Source organism: Delftia sp. WSY_22, from assembly GCF_043104185.1.
Classification (GTDB): Bacteria; Pseudomonadota; Gammaproteobacteria; order Burkholderiales; family Burkholderiaceae_C; genus Comamonas; species Comamonas tsuruhatensis.
This window is the reverse complement of record NZ_JBICKN010000059.1, coordinates 506,216-524,844: the sequence shown is the minus strand read 5'-3', so window position 1 is coordinate 524,844 and position 18,629 is coordinate 506,216. Positions and strand designations below refer to the sequence as shown.

At 67.8% G+C, this 18,629-nt stretch carries 15 protein-coding genes; 13 read left to right on the top strand and 2 right to left on the bottom strand.

Annotated elements, in window-relative coordinates:
- Positions 1 to 154 precede the first annotated feature (154 nt).
- Positions 155 to 2,155: an acetate--CoA ligase gene (acs, locus tag ACF8NF_RS28135; protein ID WP_016445177.1), complete on the top strand. Its 2,001-nt coding sequence runs from the start codon at positions 155 to 157 to the stop codon at positions 2,153 to 2,155.
- 175 nt (positions 2,156 to 2,330) lie between these two features.
- Positions 2,331 to 2,813: a hypothetical protein gene (locus tag ACF8NF_RS28130; protein WP_016445178.1), complete on the top strand. Its 483-nt coding sequence runs from the start codon at positions 2,331 to 2,333 to the stop codon at positions 2,811 to 2,813.
- Positions 2,814 to 2,919: 106 nt separating this feature from the next.
- Here the strand turns inward: ACF8NF_RS28130 and ACF8NF_RS28125 are convergent, their stop codons facing one another.
- Complete coding sequence (locus tag ACF8NF_RS28125; RefSeq protein ID WP_016445179.1) at positions 2,920 to 3,225, bottom strand: c-type cytochrome; 306 nt, start codon at positions 3,223 to 3,225, stop codon at positions 2,920 to 2,922.
- A gap of 107 nt (positions 3,226 to 3,332) precedes the next feature.
- Here ACF8NF_RS28125 and ACF8NF_RS28120 point away from each other — a divergent pair, with 107 nt between their 5' ends.
- Both ACF8NF_RS28120 and ilvD read left to right on the top strand, forming a co-directional pair.
- Positions 3,333 to 3,575: a TIGR04438 family Trp-rich protein gene (locus ACF8NF_RS28120; protein ID WP_016445180.1), complete on the top strand. Its 243-nt coding sequence runs from the start codon at positions 3,333 to 3,335 to the stop codon at positions 3,573 to 3,575.
- 189 nt (positions 3,576 to 3,764) lie between these two features.
- Positions 3,765 to 5,624 carry a dihydroxy-acid dehydratase gene (gene ilvD / locus ACF8NF_RS28115; protein WP_016445181.1) on the top strand — a complete coding sequence of 620 codons (1,860 nt, stop codon included), beginning with the start codon at positions 3,765 to 3,767 and terminating at the stop codon, positions 5,622 to 5,624.
- Between the two features lie 313 nt (positions 5,625 to 5,937).
- On the opposite strand, the gene bfr is transcribed toward ilvD, so the two are convergent.
- Positions 5,938 to 6,414, bottom strand: coding sequence for a bacterioferritin (bfr, locus tag ACF8NF_RS28110; protein WP_016445182.1), 477 nt, complete (start codon positions 6,412 to 6,414; stop codon positions 5,938 to 5,940).
- Between the two features lie 265 nt (positions 6,415 to 6,679).
- Here bfr and ACF8NF_RS28105 point away from each other — a divergent pair, with 265 nt between their 5' ends.
- From ACF8NF_RS28105 to ACF8NF_RS28065, 9 genes are all read left to right on the top strand, one after another.
- Complete coding sequence (locus ACF8NF_RS28105) at positions 6,680 to 7,522, top strand: p-hydroxycinnamoyl CoA hydratase/lyase (protein WP_016445183.1); 843 nt, start codon at positions 6,680 to 6,682, stop codon at positions 7,520 to 7,522.
- A 164-nt stretch (positions 7,523 to 7,686) separates the two neighbouring features.
- Complete coding sequence (locus ACF8NF_RS28100) at positions 7,687 to 9,858, top strand: acetate--CoA ligase family protein (protein WP_016445184.1); 2,172 nt, start codon at positions 7,687 to 7,689, stop codon at positions 9,856 to 9,858.
- A gap of 106 nt (positions 9,859 to 9,964) precedes the next feature.
- Positions 9,965 to 11,335 carry an MFS transporter gene (locus ACF8NF_RS28095; RefSeq protein WP_016453086.1) on the top strand — a complete coding sequence of 457 codons (1,371 nt, stop codon included), beginning with the start codon at positions 9,965 to 9,967 and terminating at the stop codon, positions 11,333 to 11,335.
- Positions 11,332 to 13,122: an acyl-CoA dehydrogenase gene (locus tag ACF8NF_RS28090; protein WP_392451680.1), complete on the top strand. Its 1,791-nt coding sequence runs from the start codon at positions 11,332 to 11,334 to the stop codon at positions 13,120 to 13,122. Before ACF8NF_RS28095 ends, ACF8NF_RS28090 begins: the two co-directional genes overlap by 4 nt.
- Positions 13,123 to 13,231: 109 nt before the next feature.
- Positions 13,232 to 13,696, top strand: a complete 465-nt coding sequence (locus ACF8NF_RS28085; RefSeq protein ID WP_043789709.1) for a MarR family winged helix-turn-helix transcriptional regulator — start codon at positions 13,232 to 13,234, stop codon at positions 13,694 to 13,696.
- 61 nt (positions 13,697 to 13,757) lie between these two features.
- A complete protein-coding gene (gene lgt / locus ACF8NF_RS28080) occupies positions 13,758 to 14,603 on the top strand; it encodes a prolipoprotein diacylglyceryl transferase (RefSeq protein ID WP_374005592.1) in 846 nt (281 codons plus the stop codon).
- 209 nt (positions 14,604 to 14,812) lie between these two features.
- Positions 14,813 to 16,258: a malonyl-CoA decarboxylase gene (locus ACF8NF_RS28075; RefSeq protein WP_392451679.1), complete on the top strand. Its 1,446-nt coding sequence runs from the start codon at positions 14,813 to 14,815 to the stop codon at positions 16,256 to 16,258.
- A gap of 96 nt (positions 16,259 to 16,354) precedes the next feature.
- Positions 16,355 to 17,353, top strand: a complete 999-nt coding sequence (locus tag ACF8NF_RS28070; RefSeq protein ID WP_392451678.1) for a Bug family tripartite tricarboxylate transporter substrate binding protein — start codon at positions 16,355 to 16,357, stop codon at positions 17,351 to 17,353.
- 116 nt (positions 17,354 to 17,469) lie between these two features.
- Positions 17,470 to 18,624: an esterase-like activity of phytase family protein gene (locus ACF8NF_RS28065; protein WP_392451677.1), complete on the top strand. Its 1,155-nt coding sequence runs from the start codon at positions 17,470 to 17,472 to the stop codon at positions 18,622 to 18,624.
- Positions 18,625 to 18,629 lie beyond the last annotated feature (5 nt).

Sequence of the window (18,629 nt, the reverse complement as noted above, 5' to 3'; positions counted from 1 at the left end):
TAGCGGCGAAACAGGCCATTGCCGGTGACAGCCAGGAACTGCGGGGAATCCCCAGGTAGACGCGCCCAAGGGTGTTTCAGTCAGTGGCATGTAAGACCGGCCCCCGACAGTCACACCACAATTTTTATTTGGCCAGCCCAGGAGACAAGCAAGCATGAGCACCGCAACAGCATCCCCCATTGAATCGGTACTGGTGGAGAACCGGGTCTTCCCGCCGCCGGCAGACTTTGCCGCCAAGGCCCGCATCTCCGGCATGGAGCAGTACAAGGCGCTGTGCGCCGAGGCAGAGAACGACTACCAGGGCTTCTGGGCCCGCCTGGCGCGCGAGAACGTGGTCTGGTCCAAGCCCTTCACCCAGGTGCTGGACGACAGCAATCCCCCCTTCTTCCGCTGGTTCGCCGACGGCGAACTCAACGCCAGCGCTAATTGCCTGGACAAGCACATGGGCACGGCCGTCGAGCACAAGACGGCCATCATCTTCGAGGCCGATGGCGGCGAGGTCACCAAGGTCAGCTACCGCGAGCTGCTGGAGCGCGTCTCGCAGTTCGCCAACGCGCTCAAGGCCCAGGGCGTGCAAAAGGGTGACCGTGTCCTGATCTACATGCCCATGACCATCGAGGGCGTGGTGGCCATGCAGGCCTGCGCGCGCATCGGCGCCACGCACAGCGTGGTGTTCGGCGGCTTCTCGGCCAAGGCGGTGCAGGAACGCATCGTCGACGTGGGCGCCGTGGCCGTGATCACCGCCAACTACCAGATGCGCGGCGGCAAGGAACTGCCGCTCAAGGCCATCGTGGACGACGCGCTGGCGCTGGGCGGCTGCGAGGCCGTGCGCCATGTCTTCGTCTACGAGCGCACGGCCACGGCCTGTGCCATGACGGCGGGCCGCGACAAGACCTTCGGCGAGATCCTGGCCGGCCAGAGCACGGAGTGCGCGCCCGTGGCCGTGGATTCCGAGCACCCGCTGTTCATCCTCTACACCAGCGGCTCCACCGGCAAGCCCAAGGGCGTGCAGCACTGCACGGGCGGCTACGTGCTGTGGGCCAAGCAGACCATGGAGTGGACCTTCGACCTCAAGCCCAGCGACGTGTTCTGGTGCACGGCCGACATCGGCTGGATCACGGGCCACACCTACGTGGCCTACGGCCCGCTGGCCGCTGGCGCCACGCAGATCGTGTTCGAGGGCGTGCCCACCTTCCCCAATGCGGGCCGCTTCTGGCAGATGATCGAGCGCCACGGCTGCACCATCTTCTACACGGCTCCCACGGCCATCCGCTCGCTGATCAAGGCCGCCGACAGCGATGCCGCCGTGCATCCGAAGAACTGGAACCTGTCCAGCCTGCGCCTGCTGGGCAGCGTGGGCGAGCCCATCAATCCCGAGGCCTGGATGTGGTACCACAAGCATGTGGGCGGCGAGCGCTGCCCCATCGTGGACACCTTCTGGCAGACCGAGAACGGCGGCCACGTGATCGCCCCCATGCCTGGCGCCACGCCGCTGGTGCCGGGTTCGTGCACGCTGCCGCTGCCGGGCATCATGGCCGCCATCGTCGACGAGACCGGCCACGAACTGCCCAACGGCGCAGGCGGCCTGCTGGTGGTCACCAAGCCCTGGCCCAGCATGATCCGCACCATCTGGGGCGACCCCGAGCGCTTCAAGAAGAGCTATTTCCCGGCCGAACTCGGCGGGCAGACCTATCTGGCAGGCGACGGCGCCGTGCGCAGCGAGGACCGGGGCTACTTCCGCATCACCGGCCGCATCGACGACGTGCTCAATGTCTCCGGCCACCGCATGGGCACGATGGAGATCGAATCGGCCCTGGTCGCCAAGACGGATCTGGTGGCCGAGGCCGCCGTCGTGGGCCGCCCCGACGACCTGACCGGCGAGGCCATCTGCGCCTTCGTGGTACTGAAGCGGGCACGCCCCACGGGCGAGGAAGCCAAGCAGATCGCCAAGGAGCTGCGCGACTGGGTGGCCAAGGAAATCGGCCCCATCGCCAAGCCCAAGGACATCCGCTTTGGCGACAACCTGCCCAAGACGCGCAGCGGCAAGATCATGCGCCGCCTGCTGCGCTCGATTGCCAAGGGCGAGGCCATCACCCAGGACACGAGCACGCTGGAGAACCCGGCCATCCTCGACCAGCTGGCCGAGACGAACTGAGGTCCGACACGACCGCCATGAAGAACCGGAGCCCTGGCTCCGGTTTTTTCTTGGCCGGACTGCGGGCGGCGCCCTGTCTTGCAGTCCTATTTTGTGTGGGCCGACAGCTCAGGCATGATGGTTGCGGTACAACCGAAGCTGTTGCTTTCACCACTGCCGAGGGAGGCCTTTCACCATGAATCTGAGAACCCTGTCGCTGCTGATCACCGTGGCCCTGATTGCGCTGCTGGCGGCATTCAACTGGAACACGCTGGCCGCGCCATCCGTCGTGTCGCTGGGCGTCACCGATGTCCAGGCGCCGCTGGGCGTGCTGATGCTGGCGCTGACCTGCCTGCTGGGCGTGTTCTTCGTCGCCTATGTGCTGTGGCTGCAGGGCTCGGTGCTGATGGAGGCGCGCCGACACGCCAAGGAAATGCAGGCCCAGCGCGACCTGGCCGACAAGGCCGAGGCCTCGCGCTTCACCGAGCTGCGCACCGTGCTGGAAGACCTGCATGCGCGTGACAAGGAGGTGCTGATGGCGCGGCTGGATGCGCTGGAGGCCCATCTGGTGCAGCGCGCCCAGGAGTCGGACAACAGCACGGCCGCCTATGTGGGGCAGCTGGAGCAGCAGGTACGCCTGCACCAGCAGCCCGGCACGGGCGCTGCGGACTACAGGTAAGGGGGCCGGGCCCGGATTCACCGGCGGACCATGAAAAAACCGCGCGACTTGCGTTGCGCGGTTTTTTTGCGGGCCCTGAGGCGGGGCCCCGAAGGAAAGGCGGAGCCTACTTCAGCGACATCACCCAGGCGGCCAGCTTCTTGGCATCGGCTTCGTTGACCTGGGGGTTGGCGGGCATGGGAACCGGGCCCCAGACGCCGCTGCCGCCCTTCATGATCTTGCCTGCCAGCTTGTCCACGGCGTCCTTCTGGCCGGCGTACTTGGCGGCCACATCCTTGTAGGAGGGGCCCACCAGCTTCTTGTCCACTGCGTGGCATGCCATGCAGTTCTTGGAGGTGGCAAGTGCCTGGTCGGCCATGGCGGGGGCCACGGCGGCGACGGTCAGGGCAAATGCAATCAATGTCTGCTTCATCATGAGTTCCTGGGGTGTTGTCGGGAATAATTATGCGAACCATTGTAGTGGGCGCGCATGCGTGATGCGTTACCTCGTGTGAAGCGCTTTGTGGCGAAGGAGAAGTGATGTATCTGTTGGGAATTGCGGTCCTGCTCACCCTGCTCAAGCTGGCCGATATCGAACCTGTCGCCACCTGGTCGTGGTACGTCATCCTGGGCGCCTATGGCTTGACGGCGGCCTGGTGGGCCTGGGCGGACATGTCGGGCTACACCAAGCGGCGCGCGGCCGACAAGATCGAGCAGCGGCGCCTGAAGCGCATCGAAAAGAACAAGGAAGCCATGGGTACGGGCACGCGTTCGCGCCGCTGATCGGATCTGAATTGCGCAGCAGGCTTCGTCGCAGGCGATGCCTGGGGTCTGCAAAGGGGCGGTCCACGCCGGCCGGGGCATTCCTGCGCCCCAGCGGTGCGGCGGGTGCTGCGCCATAATCTTCGCCCAGACCCTGGCCTTCCCCACAGGACCAGGGACGGACCGAGACGACAGACAACTGGATTGCCCATGCCCGCATACCGTTCCAAGACTTCCACCGGCGGCCGCAACATGGCTGGTGCGCGCGCCCTGTGGCGTGCCACCGGCATGAAGGATGGCGACTTCGACAAGCCCATCATCGCCATCGCCAATTCCTTCACGCAGTTCGTGCCCGGCCACGTCCACCTCAAGGACCTGGGCCAGCTGGTGGCGCGCGAGATCGAGGCCGCAGGCGGCGTGGCCAAGGAATTCAACACCATCGCCGTGGACGACGGCATCGCCATGGGCCACGACGGCATGCTGTATTCGCTGCCCAGCCGCGACATCATCGCGGACTCGGTGGAGTACATGGTCAACGCCCACTGTGCCGACGCGCTGGTGTGCATCTCCAACTGCGACAAGATCACCCCCGGCATGCTGATGGCTGCCATGCGGCTGAACATTCCCGTGATCTTCGTCTCGGGCGGCCCCATGGAAGCGGGCAAGACCAAGCTGGCCAATCCCACCACGCACACGCTGGAGTTCAAGAAGCTGGACCTGGTCGATGCCATGGTGATCGCGGCCGACTCCAACTACACCGACGAGCAGGTCGCCCAGGTCGAGCGCTCGGCCTGCCCCACCTGCGGTTCGTGCTCGGGCATGTTCACCGCCAACTCCATGAACTGCCTGACCGAGGCCCTGGGCCTGTCCCTGCCCGGCAACGGCACGGTGCTGGCCACGCATGCCGACCGCGAGGAACTGTTCAAGCGCGCCGGCCGCCGCATCGTCGAGCTGGCCCGCGAGTACTACGAGCAGGAAGACGCATCCGTGCTGCCGCGCTCGGTGGGCTTCAAGGCCTTCGAGAACGCGATGACGCTGGACATCGCCATGGGCGGCTCCACCAACACCATCCTGCACCTGCTGGCCATTGCCCGTGAAGCCGAGATCGACTTCACCATGGCCGACATCGACCGCCTCTCGCGCCAGGTGCCCCAGCTGTGCAAGGTCGCGCCCAACACGCAGAAGTACCACATCGAGGATGTGCACCGCGCCGGCGGCATCTTCGCCATCCTGGGCGAGCTGGCTCGCGCCGGAAAGCTGCACACCGACGTGCCCACCGTGCACGCCAAGACCCTGGGCGAAGGCCTGGCGCAGTGGGACATCACCACCACCCAGGACGAAGCCGTGCGGCATTTCTACCTGGCAGGACCGGCCGGCATCCCTACCCAGGTGGCCTTCAGCCAGAACACGCGCTGGCCCAGCCTGGACCTGGACCGTGCAGAAGGCTGCATCCGCTCCTACGAGCACGCCTTCTCCAAGGAGGGCGGCCTGGCCGTGCTGACGGGCAACATCGCCCTGGACGGCTGCGTGGTCAAGTCGGCCGGCGTGGACGAAAGCATCCATGTGTTCGAGGGCACGGCCCACGTGACCGAGTCGCAGGACGAGGCCGTGCAGAACATCCTGGACGACAAGGTCAAGGCCGGTGACATCGTCATCGTGCGCTACGAAGGCCCCAAGGGCGGCCCCGGCATGCAGGAAATGCTGTACCCGACCAGCTACATCAAGTCCAAGGGCCTGGGCAAGGCCTGCGCGCTGCTGACGGACGGGCGCTTCTCGGGCGGCACCTCGGGCCTGTCCATCGGCCACTGCTCTCCTGAAGCTGCCGCTGGCGGCGCCATCGGTCTGGTGAAGAACGGCGACCGCATCCGCATCGACATTCCCAACCGCAGCATCAACGTGCTGGTCTCCGACGAGGAACTGGCCCGCCGCCGCGCCGAGCAGGATGCCAAGGGCTGGAAGCCCGCCCAGCCGCGCCCGCGCAAGGTCTCGGCCGCGCTCAAGGCCTATGCCAAGCTGGTGATGTCGGCCGACAAGGGCGCCGTGCGCGACCTGTCGCTGCTGGACGACTGACACCGGGCTGCACCGCCGCCCGGCGGTGCGCACCCGATGGAAATGAAAAGGGATGGAAGGCCTTGCGGCTTTCCATCCCTTTTTCTTTTCTCTTCTCTCAGGCCCTTGAGGGCTCTTGTTTCATCGTGGGGCGACCGGCTTGCCGTTTCATCGTGGAGCAAACAGCCCACTCTCATTTATGGGAAGTGCCTGAAAAACTGGCGCGGCCAAAACAAGGGACAGCGAGCAAGGGCCGCCCCGCCGCGAGGCTGTCGTCCCCCTCCCGCGAAGCGAGAGAGGGGGAAGGCGCGAAGCGCCTCAGGGGGAACTTCATTCAGGCCGGTTCGCCCATCTTGCTTTGCAGGTAGTTGGGCAGACCGATCTTCTCGATCAGGCCCAATTGCTTCTCCAGCCAGTAGGCGTGGTCTTCCTCGGTGTCGCGCAGCTGGGCCAGCAGCAGGTCGCGGCTGTTGTAGTCGCCGTGGCGCTCGCACAGGGCCATGGCCGAGCGCAGGCTGTCGCGCACGCGGTATTCGGTGGCCAGGTCCTTGCGCAGCATCTCTTCGACGGTCTCGCCGGGCGTGAACTCATGCGGGCGCATGTCGGGGCGGCCGCCCAGGAACAGGATGCGGCGCAGGATGGCGTCGGCGTGCTGGGTTTCCTCTTCCATCTCATGGCCGATGCGCTCGAACAGGCGCAGCAGGCCCTGGTCCTCGTACTGGCGCGAGTGGATGAAGTACTGGTCGCGGGCGGAAAGTTCTCCGCGCAGCAGCTCTATGAGGCATTCGATGACTTCTGGCTGGCCTTGCATGTTCTTCTTCTCCTGACTGTGTTGAACACCGCAAGTATCGCGTGAACCCCCGGATCGGCCAAAACGCCTGCCGCAATTCCCCGCAGGCCGCGCATTGCATGCATGCGCGACGCAGAAGCATTCGCATCGCCGCCGGTCTGGGTGGAGGTGGGGCCTAGGGTAAACGCTGTATTGCTATGTCGAATAATAGTTATTTATCATAACGATTATGGATCCGAAGCATCGGTGTCCAACCTCCCATTTCCCTTTTGCACAAGGAAGCGCAATGAGCACCGAACGTACCGAAGAACAGACCGTGTCCTGCACCGTCGAAGGCCGCGTGGCCTGGGTGAAATTCAACCGCCCCGAAAAGCGCAATGCCATGAGCCCCCAGCTCAACCGCCAGATGATGCGCGTGCTCGACGACCTGGAGTTCCGTGACGACGTGGGCGTGGTCGTTCTGGCCGGTGAGGGCACGGCCTGGACTGCCGGCATGGACCTGAAGGAGTACTTCCGCGAGACCGAGGCCACGGGCCTGGCCGGCACCCGCAAGGCCCAGCGCGAGAGCTATGGCTGGTGGCGCCGCCTGCGCTGGTTCCAGAAGCCGACCATCGCCATGGTCAACGGCTGGTGCTTCGGCGGTGGCTACGGCCCGCTGTTCGCCTGCGACCTGGCCTTTGCCTCGGATGACGCCAAGTTCGGCCTGTCCGAAATCAACTGGGGCATCCTGCCCGGCGGCGGCGCCTCCAAGGTGGCGGTGGAGCTGCTGTCCTTTCGCCGCGCCATGTACCACGCCATGCTCGGCGAGAACATCGACGGCCGCACGGCGGCCGAGTGGGGCCTGGTCAACGAATCCCTGCCGGCCGACCGCCTGCAGGCCCGCGTCACCGAAGTGGCCGAGGCCCTGCTGCAGAAGAACCCCATCGCCCTGAAGGCCACCAAGGACGCCATCCGCCGCGTGCGCGACATGAGCTACGACAACGCCGAGGACTATCTGGTGCGCGCGCAGGAGGCGGCCAACAGCTTCGACAACGAAGGCCGCAAGGAAGGCATGCGCCAGTTCCTGGACGACAAGACCTACAAGCCAGGTCTCGGAACCTACGACTTGAGCAAGCAAGTCACCCCCTGAGGCGCTTCGCGCCTTCCCCCTCTCTAACTCGCTTCGCGAGGGAGGGGGACGACACCCTCAGTGCGGGGCGGCGCGGCCGGCTTAGGCCCTTCCTCGGTGTCCCTCGCTTGGGCAGCGTCCACCACGCGCGGTAGGCCTCCCAGCTTTAATCATTGGAGACAAGAATGACAACGACAGAGATGGCGGCCGCCGTGCGGCCCGACATCGGCAGGCTGCTGAGGCCGCGTTCCATCGCCATCGTCGGCGCCTCGGCCACGCCGGGTGCGCTGGGCGCATCGGTGCTGGGCAATCTGGAGCGCAACGGCTTCGCTGGCGACATCCACCTGATCAATCCCAAGCGCAGCGAGATCGCCGGCCGGGCCTGCCTGGCTTCGGTGGACCAGCTGCCCGAGGGCGTTGACGTGGCCGTGCTGGCCATCCCCCAGCCCTTTGTGCTGGACACGGTGCGCGCGCTGGCGGCGCGGCGCGTGGGCGCGGTGGTGATCTTCTCGGCCGGCTTTGCCGAGGCAGGCGAGCGCGGCATGGCCGAGCAGCGCGAGATCGCACGCATCGCCGCCGAGGCCGGCATGGTGGTGGAGGGCCCCAACTGCCTGGGCTGCATCAACTACCTGCAGCGCGTGCCGCTGACCTTTGTCGAGGTGAATATCGACGCGCAGCAGGTCGATGCCGCGCGGCCCGCCATTGGCGTGGTCTCGCAAAGCGGCGCCATGATGACCGTGCTGTGCACCACGCTGGCCAGCCGCGCGCTGCCGCTGTCGCACGCCATCTCCACGGGCAACGAGGCCGCCAGCCATGCCGAGGACTATGTGGACTTCCTGCTGGAGCAGCCTTCCACGCGCGTGGTCGCCATGATCGTCGAGCAGTTCCGCCAGCCCGGGCGCATTCTGGCCGCCGTGGCCCGTGCGCGCAGCCTGGGCAAGTCGGTGGTGCTGCTGCATCCGGGCAAGAGCAGCGCGGCGCGCGCCTCGGCCGCCACGCACACCGGCGCCATGGCCGGCGACTATGCGCTGATGCGCACCAAGCTGGAACGCGCAGGCGCGGTGTTTGCCGAGACGCTGGAGGAGCTGGGCGACATCGCCGAGATCGCCATCCGCTGCCCGGTGCTGCCATCGGCTGGTGCAGCCGGTGCAGCAGCTGCAGCGGGAGTTGCCGTGCTGGGCGAGTCCGGCGCCTTCAAGGCGCTGACGCTGGACTGGGCCGAGGAGCTGGGCCTGGCACTGCCGGCCATCGGCGACGATGACTCGCCCGCGCTGCGGGCTGCGCTGCCCGAGTTCGTGGGCGTGAGCAACCCGCTGGACCTCACGGCCCAGGGCCTGGTCGAGCCGGACCTGTATTTCCGCACGCTGGATGCGCTGTTTGGCGATGCGCGCTTTTCCACCGTCCTGGTCGGCCTGATCCAGGGCGACCCGGTGACCTGCGGCATCAAGATGCCGCCCGTGCTGCGCGCCGTGCGCGAGCTGCGGCCGGCCAAGCCCGTCGTCGTGGCGGGCCTGGACGAGGGCGCGGCCGTGCCTGCCGAGTTCATCGCCGAGATGCGTGCGCTGGGCGTGCCGTATTTCCCCAGCACCGAGCGTGCCCTGCGCGCCGTGCAGCGCCTGACCGCCTTCAGCGAGCGCAGTTTCGAGTGCACCGATGCCCAGCCCGTCGCGCTGGCCCTGCCCGCAGGCCGCACGGTGGTGCCCGAGTACGAATCCAAGGCCGTGCTGGCCCAGGCCGGCGTGCCGTTTGCGAAGGGCCGCCTGGCCACCTCGGCCGAGCAGGCCGTGGCGATTGCGGCGGAGATCGGCTGGCCCGTGGCGCTCAAGGCGCAGTCGGCCGACCTCAGCCACAAGAGCGATGCAGGCGGCGTGATCCTGAACATTGCCGATGCGCAGGCCATGGGCGAGGCCTGGAGCCGGCTGCATGCGAATGTGGCCGCCTATGACAGCGCCATTGCGCTGGACGGCGTGCTGGTCGAGGCCATGGGCCGGCGTGGCCTGGAGATGATCATCGGCGCGCGCAACGATCCGCAGTGGGGTCCCGTGATCCTGGCGGGCCTGGGCGGCGTGACGGCCGAGATCATGCGCGACGCGCGCCTGCTGGACGCCGACCTGTCCACCAGCGAGGTGCTGCGCGAGCTGGACCGCCTGCAGGGCGCGCCGCTGCTGCACGGCTACCGTGGCGCCCCGGCGCTGGACCGCCAGGCGCTGGCCGAACTCATCGTGCGCCTGGGCCAGGTGCTGCGCGGCACGCCGGCCATCCGCGAGATCGACCTCAACCCGGTCATCGTGCTGCCCGAAGGGCAGGGCGTGGTGGCGCTCGATGCGCTGATGCTGGTCGAGCACAGCGCCGGCTGATGCCCGCGCAAGGGCTGGCGCGGCGCGCCGGCCCTTTTCATGCGCAGCCCTGTCTCGCTTTCCCGCTTTCTTTTTTCCGCTTTCCCTTCCTCCACAGGAGGTCTCCATGAGCCTGCCTTACCCGCCGGGCCGCGTGTCCACGCCCGCGCCGGCCGAGTCGAACGGACTCGGCTATGCCTACTACGTCACCATCATCCTGCTGCTGGCCTACACCCTGTCCTTCGTGGACCGCCAGATCCTGGGCCTGCTGGTGCAGCCCATCAAGAAGGATCTGCAGCTGTCGGACTGGGTCTTCAGCATCGTCCACGGCTTTGCCTTCGCCATCTTCTACACCTTCGTCGGCATCTTCCTGGGGCGCCTGGCCGACCGCTGGAACCGCCGCAACCTCATCGTCATCGGCATGGCGATCTGGGTGGTGGCCACGGCGGCGGGCGGCTATGTCACGGGCTTCGTCTCGCTGTTCGTGGCGCGCATGTTCGTGGGCGTGGGCGAGGCGGCACTGTCGCCGGCGGCCTATTCCATGCTGGCCGACTATTTCCCGCCCGAGCGCCGCGCACGCGCCATGAGCATCTACACCTCGGGCGTGTACATCGGCTCGGCCACGGCCTTCATCGTGGGCGGCCTGGTCATCCAGGCCACCAGCCAGGCCGGCGAGGTGGTGTTCCCGCTGCTGGGCAGCTTCAAGCCCTGGCAGGCGGCCTTCATCTTCGTGGCCCTGCCCGGCATTCCGCTGGTGGCGCTGATGTACACCGTGCGCGAGCCGGTGCGCCGGGGCCTGCAGGCCCGGGCCGCATCCGCCAAAGTGGCCGCGCCCGCGGGACCGGCGCCCGACCTGTCCCATGTGTTGCGCAACAAGCGCGCCTTCCTGCCGCTGCTGCTGGCGCCGGGCATCACGGCCATGATCACCTTCGGCGTCACGGCCTGGCTGCCGGCCACCTTCATCCGCCAGTGGGGCTGGACGCCCGGCGAGATCGGCCCGGCCTACGGCGTCATCATCCTGACCTTCGGCATTGGCGGCATGCTGCTCAGCGGCTTCCTGGCCGACTACCTCACGGCGCGCGGCAAGCAGGTGGGGTCGATCGTCATCTCGCTGGTGGCCACCGGCGTGCTCGTCATCACCGGCCTGGTGCTGGCCTTTGCGCCCACGCCCACGGTGGCCCTGGTGGCCGTGGCGGCCACCACCTTCTTTCTGGGCATGCCGGTGGCGCTGGCCCCGCCCATCCTGCAGGCGGTCACGCCCAACCAGCTGCGCGGCCAGGTGACTTCCATCTACCTGCTGCTGATCAACCTGATCGGGCTGGGCCTCGGTCCCTTCCTCGTGGCCTTTTTCACGGACTTCGTCTTCCATGACGAAAAGCTCGTGGGCCTGTCGCTGGGCCTGGTGTCCGCACTGGCCGCGCTGCTGTCCGTGCTGTGCCTGGCCAGCGCCATCGGTCCCTACCGCCGCCTGGTCGCGGCCACGGAGGGCCGGGCATGAGCGCGCAGGCATCACATTGCTCGCACTACCAGCCGCCGCTGCAGGACATCCGCTTCGTCCAGCAGCACTGGCTGGGCGCCGAGGGCGACTGGCGCCGCATGCCGGCCCATGAAGCCCTGGACCAGGAGACGGCCGACATGGTGGTCGAGGCGGCCGGGCGCTTTTGCGCCGACGTGCTGGCCCCGCTCAACGGCCCGGCCGACCTGCAAGGCTGCCGCCTGGAGCAGGGCAGGGTGCGCACGCCCGACGGCTTTCCCGCCGCCTATGCAGCCTTCGTGGAGGCAGGCTGGCCCGCACTGGCCTGCGCCCCCGACGCTGGCGGCCAGGGCCTGCCCCAGCTGCTGGACGCCGCGCTGCACGAAATGCTGGCCTCGGCCAACCATGGCTGGACCATGTATCCGGGCATCCTGCACGGCGCCTATGCCTGCCTGCACGCGCATGGCGACGAGCACCTGCGCGCCACCTACCTGCCCCACATCGTCAGCGGCCGCTGGCTGGCCACCATGTGCCTGACCGAGCCCCAGGCCGGCTCCGACCTGGGCCTGCTGCGCAGCCAGGCCAGGCCCCGGGGCGATGGCAGCTACAGCCTGGACGGCAGCAAGATCTTCATCTCGGGCGGCGACCAGGACATGAGCGAGAACATCGTCCACCTGGTGCTGGCGCGCCTGCCCGATGCGCCTGAGGGAACGCGCGGCCTGTCGCTGTTCCTGGCGCCGCGCGGCATTCCCCGGGACGACGGCAGCTTTCTGCCCAACGCCATCTACTGCGACGGCATCGAAAAGAAGATGGGCATCAAGGGCAGCGCCACCTGCGCCATGCGCTTCGAGGGCGCGCAGGCCTGGCTGGTGGGCCAGCCCCACCAGGGCCTGGCTGCCATGTTCGTGATGATGAACTCGGCCCGCCTGCACGTGGGCCTGCAGGGCCTGGGCCATGCCGAGATGGCCTGGCAGCTGGCGCGCGCCTATGCGGCCGAGCGACGCCAGATGCGCGCCCAGCCCCGGCCTGCCGATGCGCAGGGCCCCGCCGACCCCATCGCCCTGCAGCCGGCCGTGCAGCGCATGCTGGCCGACCTGCGCGTCTGGACCGAAGGCATGCGCGCCATTGCAGGCTGGGTGGCGCACCAGCTGGACCTGGCCGAACAGGCGCCGGATGCCGAGGAGCGCGCCCAGGCCCATGCGCTGGCCTCGCTGCTCACGCCCGTGGTCAAGTCCTTTTTCACCGAGCGGGGCTTTGCGCTGGCCAGCGAGGCGCTGCAGGTCTTCGGCGGCTACGGCTATGTGCACGAGTACCGTATCGAGCAGACGCTGCGCGATGCCCGCATCGCCATGATCTACGAAGGCACGAACCAGATCCAGGCGCTGGACCTGCTGCAGCGCAAGGTGGCCTCCAGCGGCGGTGCCGCGCTGGCGCAGCTGCTGAAGGTGCTGCGTGAAGAGGCCGATGCCTGCGACGCCGCGGGCATGGAGACCGGCTTTGCAGGCGCGCTGCGCAGCTGGGCCGAGCGCATGCAAGCGCTGACGGGCGAGCTGTGTACCGGCGCTGCCGGCGACAGGCAATTGCTGGCGCGTTGTGCCGAGGACTACTTGCGACTGGTCGGCACGCTGTGCATGGCCTTTGCCTGGGCACGCGCGGCGCGCGTCAGCCTGCCGCTGGCCGATCCGGCGCTGCGCCGCTCCAAGGCGGACAGCGCGGCCTGGTTCCTTGCGCATGGCCTGCTGGATGCGGAGCACTGGCTGCGCCGTACCGAGGCCGCTGCCCGTACGCCGCTGCCAGCCGCCGTGGCTTGAGCGGGCTGCCGGGGCTTTTATGATGGAACGCCGCACCGGCCCTGCAGAACCGCAGGCGCCGGTGCGGCCTTGCCTCGTTGCGCCTTCTTCCTCTTCCGGATCCGTGTCCATGGACAGCTCCTTCGAACCCGCCGTCGACCAGTCGCGCCTGCAGCGCTTTCTGGGCTACCGCCTCACGCGCGCGGAAATCCACATCCACAAGCTGTTTGCGCGGCGCGTGGCCGAACTGGACCTCAAGCCCAGCGAGTTCTCCATCCTGGTGCTGATCCACTCCAATCCCGGCATCTACCTGCGCCAGCTGGGCGAGGCGCTGGACATCTCGCCCTCCAACCTGGTGCCCGTGGTCGAGCGCCTGGTGCAGCGCGGCCTCATCGGGCGCCAGCCCGATCCGCGCGACCGCCGGCTGCAGCAGCTGCACCTGACGGACGACGGCAGCGCACTGCAGGCGCGGGCCGAAGGCGTGGTGGTGCAGCTGGAAGACGAACTGGAGCAATTGCTCACCGCCACCGAGCAGCGCCATCTGCTGTCTGCCCTGGACAAACTCACGGCCATCCAGGAAGGCCCGCAAGGCTGAGCGGGCGGGACGCCATCTTTCCAACCCCTGGCCGGCGCCGGCCATGCGGCGCTGCGGCACAATGCCGACCATGCTGATGTACCCGCAGATCGATCCCGTGGCCCTGCAGATCGGGCCCCTCGCCGTGCACTGGTACGGCCTGACCTATCTGGCCGCCTTCGGCCTCTTCCTCTGGCTGGGCACGCGCAGGCTGCGCCACCCGCCCTTCGTGCGCATGCAGGGCGACCGCGCCTGGACGCGCAAGGACGTGGAAGACATTCTTTTCCTGGGCGTGCTCGGCGTGGTCGTCGGCGGGCGGCTCGGCTATTGCCTGTTCTACAAGCCCGGCTACTACCTCAGCCATCCGCTGGAAATCTTCTACGTCTGGCAGGGCGGCATGAGCTTTCATGGCGGGCTGATCGGCGTCATCGGCTCCATGGTCTGGTTCGCGCGCTCGCGCGCACGCTCGTGGCTGGAGGTGGCCGACTTCGTCGCGCCCTGCGTGCCCACGGGCCTGGCGGCGGGCCGTGTCGGCAACTTCATCAATGGCGAACTGTGGGGCCGCTTTGCCAGCCCCGAACTGCCCTGGGCCATGGTCTTCCCGCAAAGCGGCTCCATGCTGCCGCGCCATCCTTCGCAGGTCTACCAGTTCCTGCTCGAAGGCCTGCTGCTGTTCGTGCTGCTGTGGCTGTATGCACGCAAGGAGCACAAGCCGGGCCAGGTGGCGGCGTTCTTCCTGACCGGCTATGGTGCCTTCCGCTTCATTGCCGAGTACTTCCGCGAGCCTGACGACTTCCTGGGCCTGCTGTCGCTGGGAATGAGCATGGGCCAGTGGCTGTGCGTGCCCATGGTGATCGGCGGCATTGCCATGTGGCTCTGGGCGGCGGGGCGTCCGGCCTATCCGGCCCATGCGGGCAAGCCGGCCTGAACCTGGCTGGACACAATGCGAAGCGGGCCCTGGGCCCGCTTTCTTTTTGGCGTGGCGCGCGCGTGCTGGGGATTGCCCGAAGACAAGAACGCGACATCGGCGTACACGCGCTGGCGTACAGACTCCCATAATGTGAGCAGCAAGGGATTGTCATTGGCCCGTTGGCGGCATGACAGTCCCGTGACCGCTTGATATGGAGGAGTGTCTGAATGGGTCTGGCTACCGACTGGATTGCCCGCAATGTGTCCCGCTTTCGCAGCACCGAGGCCGCTGCGCCTAAAAAAAAGGCCGAAGGCGATGCCGCCAAGGCTCCCGCGCCGCGTGGCACGGCCCAGCGCCTGCAGGCCACCCTGCGCCGAGGCCAGGAAGTGCTGTCCCCGCGCGAGCTGCGCAAGCTCATGGAAGACCTGCAGGCTGCCGCCGACGCAGCGCTCAGCGATGTCGAGGGTGGCCGCCACGCGCAGCAGCTGATGGACTGGTATGCCCAGGCCGAACTGCCGGCGCGCCAGGATTTCTGGGCGCTGATCGTCGAGCAGTTCGGCCCCGACACCGACGCCTTGATGACCGCACGCAAGCGCTATGACACGGCCACCAGCGACGCCGAGCGCGGCCATGCCGAAATGGATCTGCGCCGCGCGCTGATGTCGCCGCGCACGCGGCTGCTGCAGCGGTTTGCCCAGCCCCAGGGCGGCATGGGCTTTCTGGTGGACCTGCGTGCCGAACTGCTGGCCCTGCCCAAGGCGGAGCAGCAGCGCTTTTCCGCGCTGGATGCCGAGCTGGAGCATCTGTTTTCCACCTGGTTCGACGTGGCCCTGCTGGAGCTGCGCCGCCTGAGCTGGGACTCGCCGGCCTCGCTGATCGAAAAGCTCATCCAGTACGAGGCCGTGCATGACATCCGCAGCTGGGCCGATCTCAAGAACCGCCTGGACAGTGACCGCCGCTGCTACGGCTTCTTTCACCCCCGCATGCCCACCGTGCCGCTGATCTTCGTGGAGGTGGCGCTGGTGGACAAGATGTCCGACAGCATTGCCCCACTGCTGGACGAGACCGCCGCAGCCTCCGACCTGGGCCGCGCCACCACGGCCATCTTCTACTCCATCAGCAACACCCAGACCGGCCTGCGTGGCGTGAGCTTCGGCGACTCGCTGATCAAGCATGTGGTGGAGACGCTGACGGGCGAATTCCCCCGGCTGCGCCATTTCGCCACGCTGTCGCCCATTCCGGGCCTGCGCGCCTGGATCGCCAAGCACGGCGACGCCATCCTGGAGAAGATGGACGAGCGCCAGCGCAAGGCCTTCGAGCTCAAGGCGGGCGGCATGGGCGCCGAGCACCTGCTGGCGGCGCTGGATGCGCCGCAGGATCTCAAGCCCGACGCGCCCGTGCGCCGCGCCCTGCTGTTCTGCGCTGCCCACTATCTGGGGCGCGAGACGGCCAAGGGCCGGCCGCTGGACCCGGTGGCGCGCTTTCACCTGGGCAACGGCGCGCGCGTGGAGCGGCTCAACTGGGCGGCCGACCTGTCGGCCAAGGGACTCAAGCAGTCGCTGGGCCTGATGGTCAACTATCTCTACGACCTCAAGCGCCTGGACAAGCATCGCGGCCTGCTGGCGCAGGGCCGCATACCGGTGTCCTCGGACATCGAAGCCCTGTGCAAATGAAAAGGGGCGCGGCGCAGGCCGTGCTCCTTTTCTTGCACAGGGATTGCTGCGCCTGACAACGAAGACAGCCTCAAAGAGGCGACAAGGAGACAAGTCATGCAAGCTTCCCACCCCACGGGGCGGCGCGCGGTGTTGCGCGCGGCCGGGGCCTCGATGGCCGCGCTGGCCCTGCCCATGGCAGCCCGCGCCGCGACGGACTGGCCGTCCAAACCCGTGAACCTGGTCGTGCCGTTTCCGGCCGGCGGGGGCACCGATGCCTTTGCCCGCCCGTTCTCGGCCCAGTTCGCCAAGAGCGCGGGCAAGACCCTGGTGATCGACAACCGTGGCGGCGCAGGCGGCACCCTGGGCGCCAGCTACGCGGCCAAGCTGGCGCCGGACGGCTACAACTTCTTCATGGGCGGCACCCACCATGTAATTGCGCCGTCCATGTACCCCCGCCTGGACTATGACCTGGAGCGCGACTTCGTCGCGCTGGCCCTGCTGGCCAGCGTGCCCCAGGTGCTGGTGGTCAACCCGCGCAACGTGCCGGGCAAGACCGTGCAGGATCTGCTGGCCGACCTGAGCAAGCAGCCGGGCAAGCTCAACTACGCATCGGCGGGCGCGGGCACATCGCACCATCTGGCCGGAGAGCTGTTCAAGCTGCAGACCAATACCTTCATCACCCACATTCCCTATCGGGGCGCAGGCCCGGCGCTGCAGGACCTGATTGCCGGCAATGTGGACATGATGTTCGACGGCCTGGGCTCCTCGGCCCAGCACATCAAGAGCGGACGCATCCGTGCGCTGATGGTCTCGGGCGACAAGCGCAACCCCGCCTTCCCGGACGTGCCCTGCGCGGCCGAGTCCGGCCTGCCCGACTACACGGTCACCACCTGGTACGGCCTGTGGGCGCCCAAGGGCACGCCGCAGGCGGTGCAGGCCCAGGTCATCGACCAGGTGCAGCGCATAGGCTCGGCCGAAGAGATCAAGTCCATCTGGGCGCGCAACGGCGCCGACTACGGCGGCATGAACCAGCAGCAGTTCGCGGCCATGGTGCATGGCGAGATCGCGCGCTGGGCCCAGGTGGTCAAGGCCTCGGGCGCCAAGCTGGAGTAGCGGACGAGGGGCCGGTCAGGGCGGGGGCAGGGCGGCGGCATGCGCGTGCATGTCACCACCCTGTCACGGGCCTTGGCTACGGTCCATCCCTTCTGAGATCCATCCTGGGAGGGAATATGAACAAGGCAGACAAGGTCCGCTCGCCCGCATCCATGCTGCTCGCGCTGGTCCTGGCTTTCGGCACGGCCACGGGCCTGGCAGGCTGCGGCGGCAGCGACGACGGCCCCGAGACCATCGGCTCGCTGCGGCTGATCGGCGACTACAGCATCAAGACCAAGACACTGTTCGACGGCGTGGAGTTCGGCGGCATCTCCGGCCTGGACCGCGCGCCCGATGGCAGCTACTGGGCCATCTCCGATGAGCGCGGCGGCGAGCGCGGCACGCCGCGCTTCTACAACCTGGGCATTCAGTTCGATGACAAGGCCATCCAGGCCGTGACCATCCGCAAGATGGTCACGCTCAAGGGCCGCGACGGCCAGCCCCTGCCCGGCACGCGCCGCACCGTGGACCCCGAAGGCATCCGCGTGGCGCCCAACGGCAACCTCTACGTGTCCAGCGAGGGCAACTTCAGCACCGACCCCGCCAGCCTGTTCCAGCCCTTCGTGCGCGAGATCAGGGTGGACGGCAGCTTCGTGCGCGACTTCGAGACGCCTGCGGCCTTCAACTACGTGGACAACACCACCAGCGGAGGGCGCAACAACAAGCTGTTCGAGGCCCTGGCCGTCACGCCCGACGGCAGCGTGTTCACGGCCAACGAGGATGCGCTGGTGCAAGACGGCCCCCTCACCACGCTGGCGGCGGGCAGCGTGGTCCGCGTCCTCAAGCTCGATCCGGCCACGGGCAAGTCCGGCGCGCAGTACGTCTACCAGCTGCCGAAGATTCCGCTGGACAAGGCCGCCAGCGGCAGCTTTCCGCCGGACAACGGCCTGCCCGAGCTGCTGGCGGTCTCCAACCACGAGTTCATCGCCATCGAGCGCGCCTTTGCCGACGGCGTAGGCAACACCATCCGCCTGACGCGCGCCACCATCGAGCCGGACACCACCGATGTGCGCAGCTTCAAGAGCCTGGTGGGCGCCAGCTACAAGCCCATGAAGCGCGAGCTGCTGCTGGAGATGCCCGTGACCTACCAGGGCGTCAAGCTGGACAACATCGAAGGCATCTCCTGGGGCCCGCGCCTGGCCAACGGCAACCGCACCCTGGTGCTGGTGGCCGACAACAACTTCGCGGACAACCAGGTCACGCAGTTCCTGGCCTTCGAAGTGCGGCCCTGAGCCCT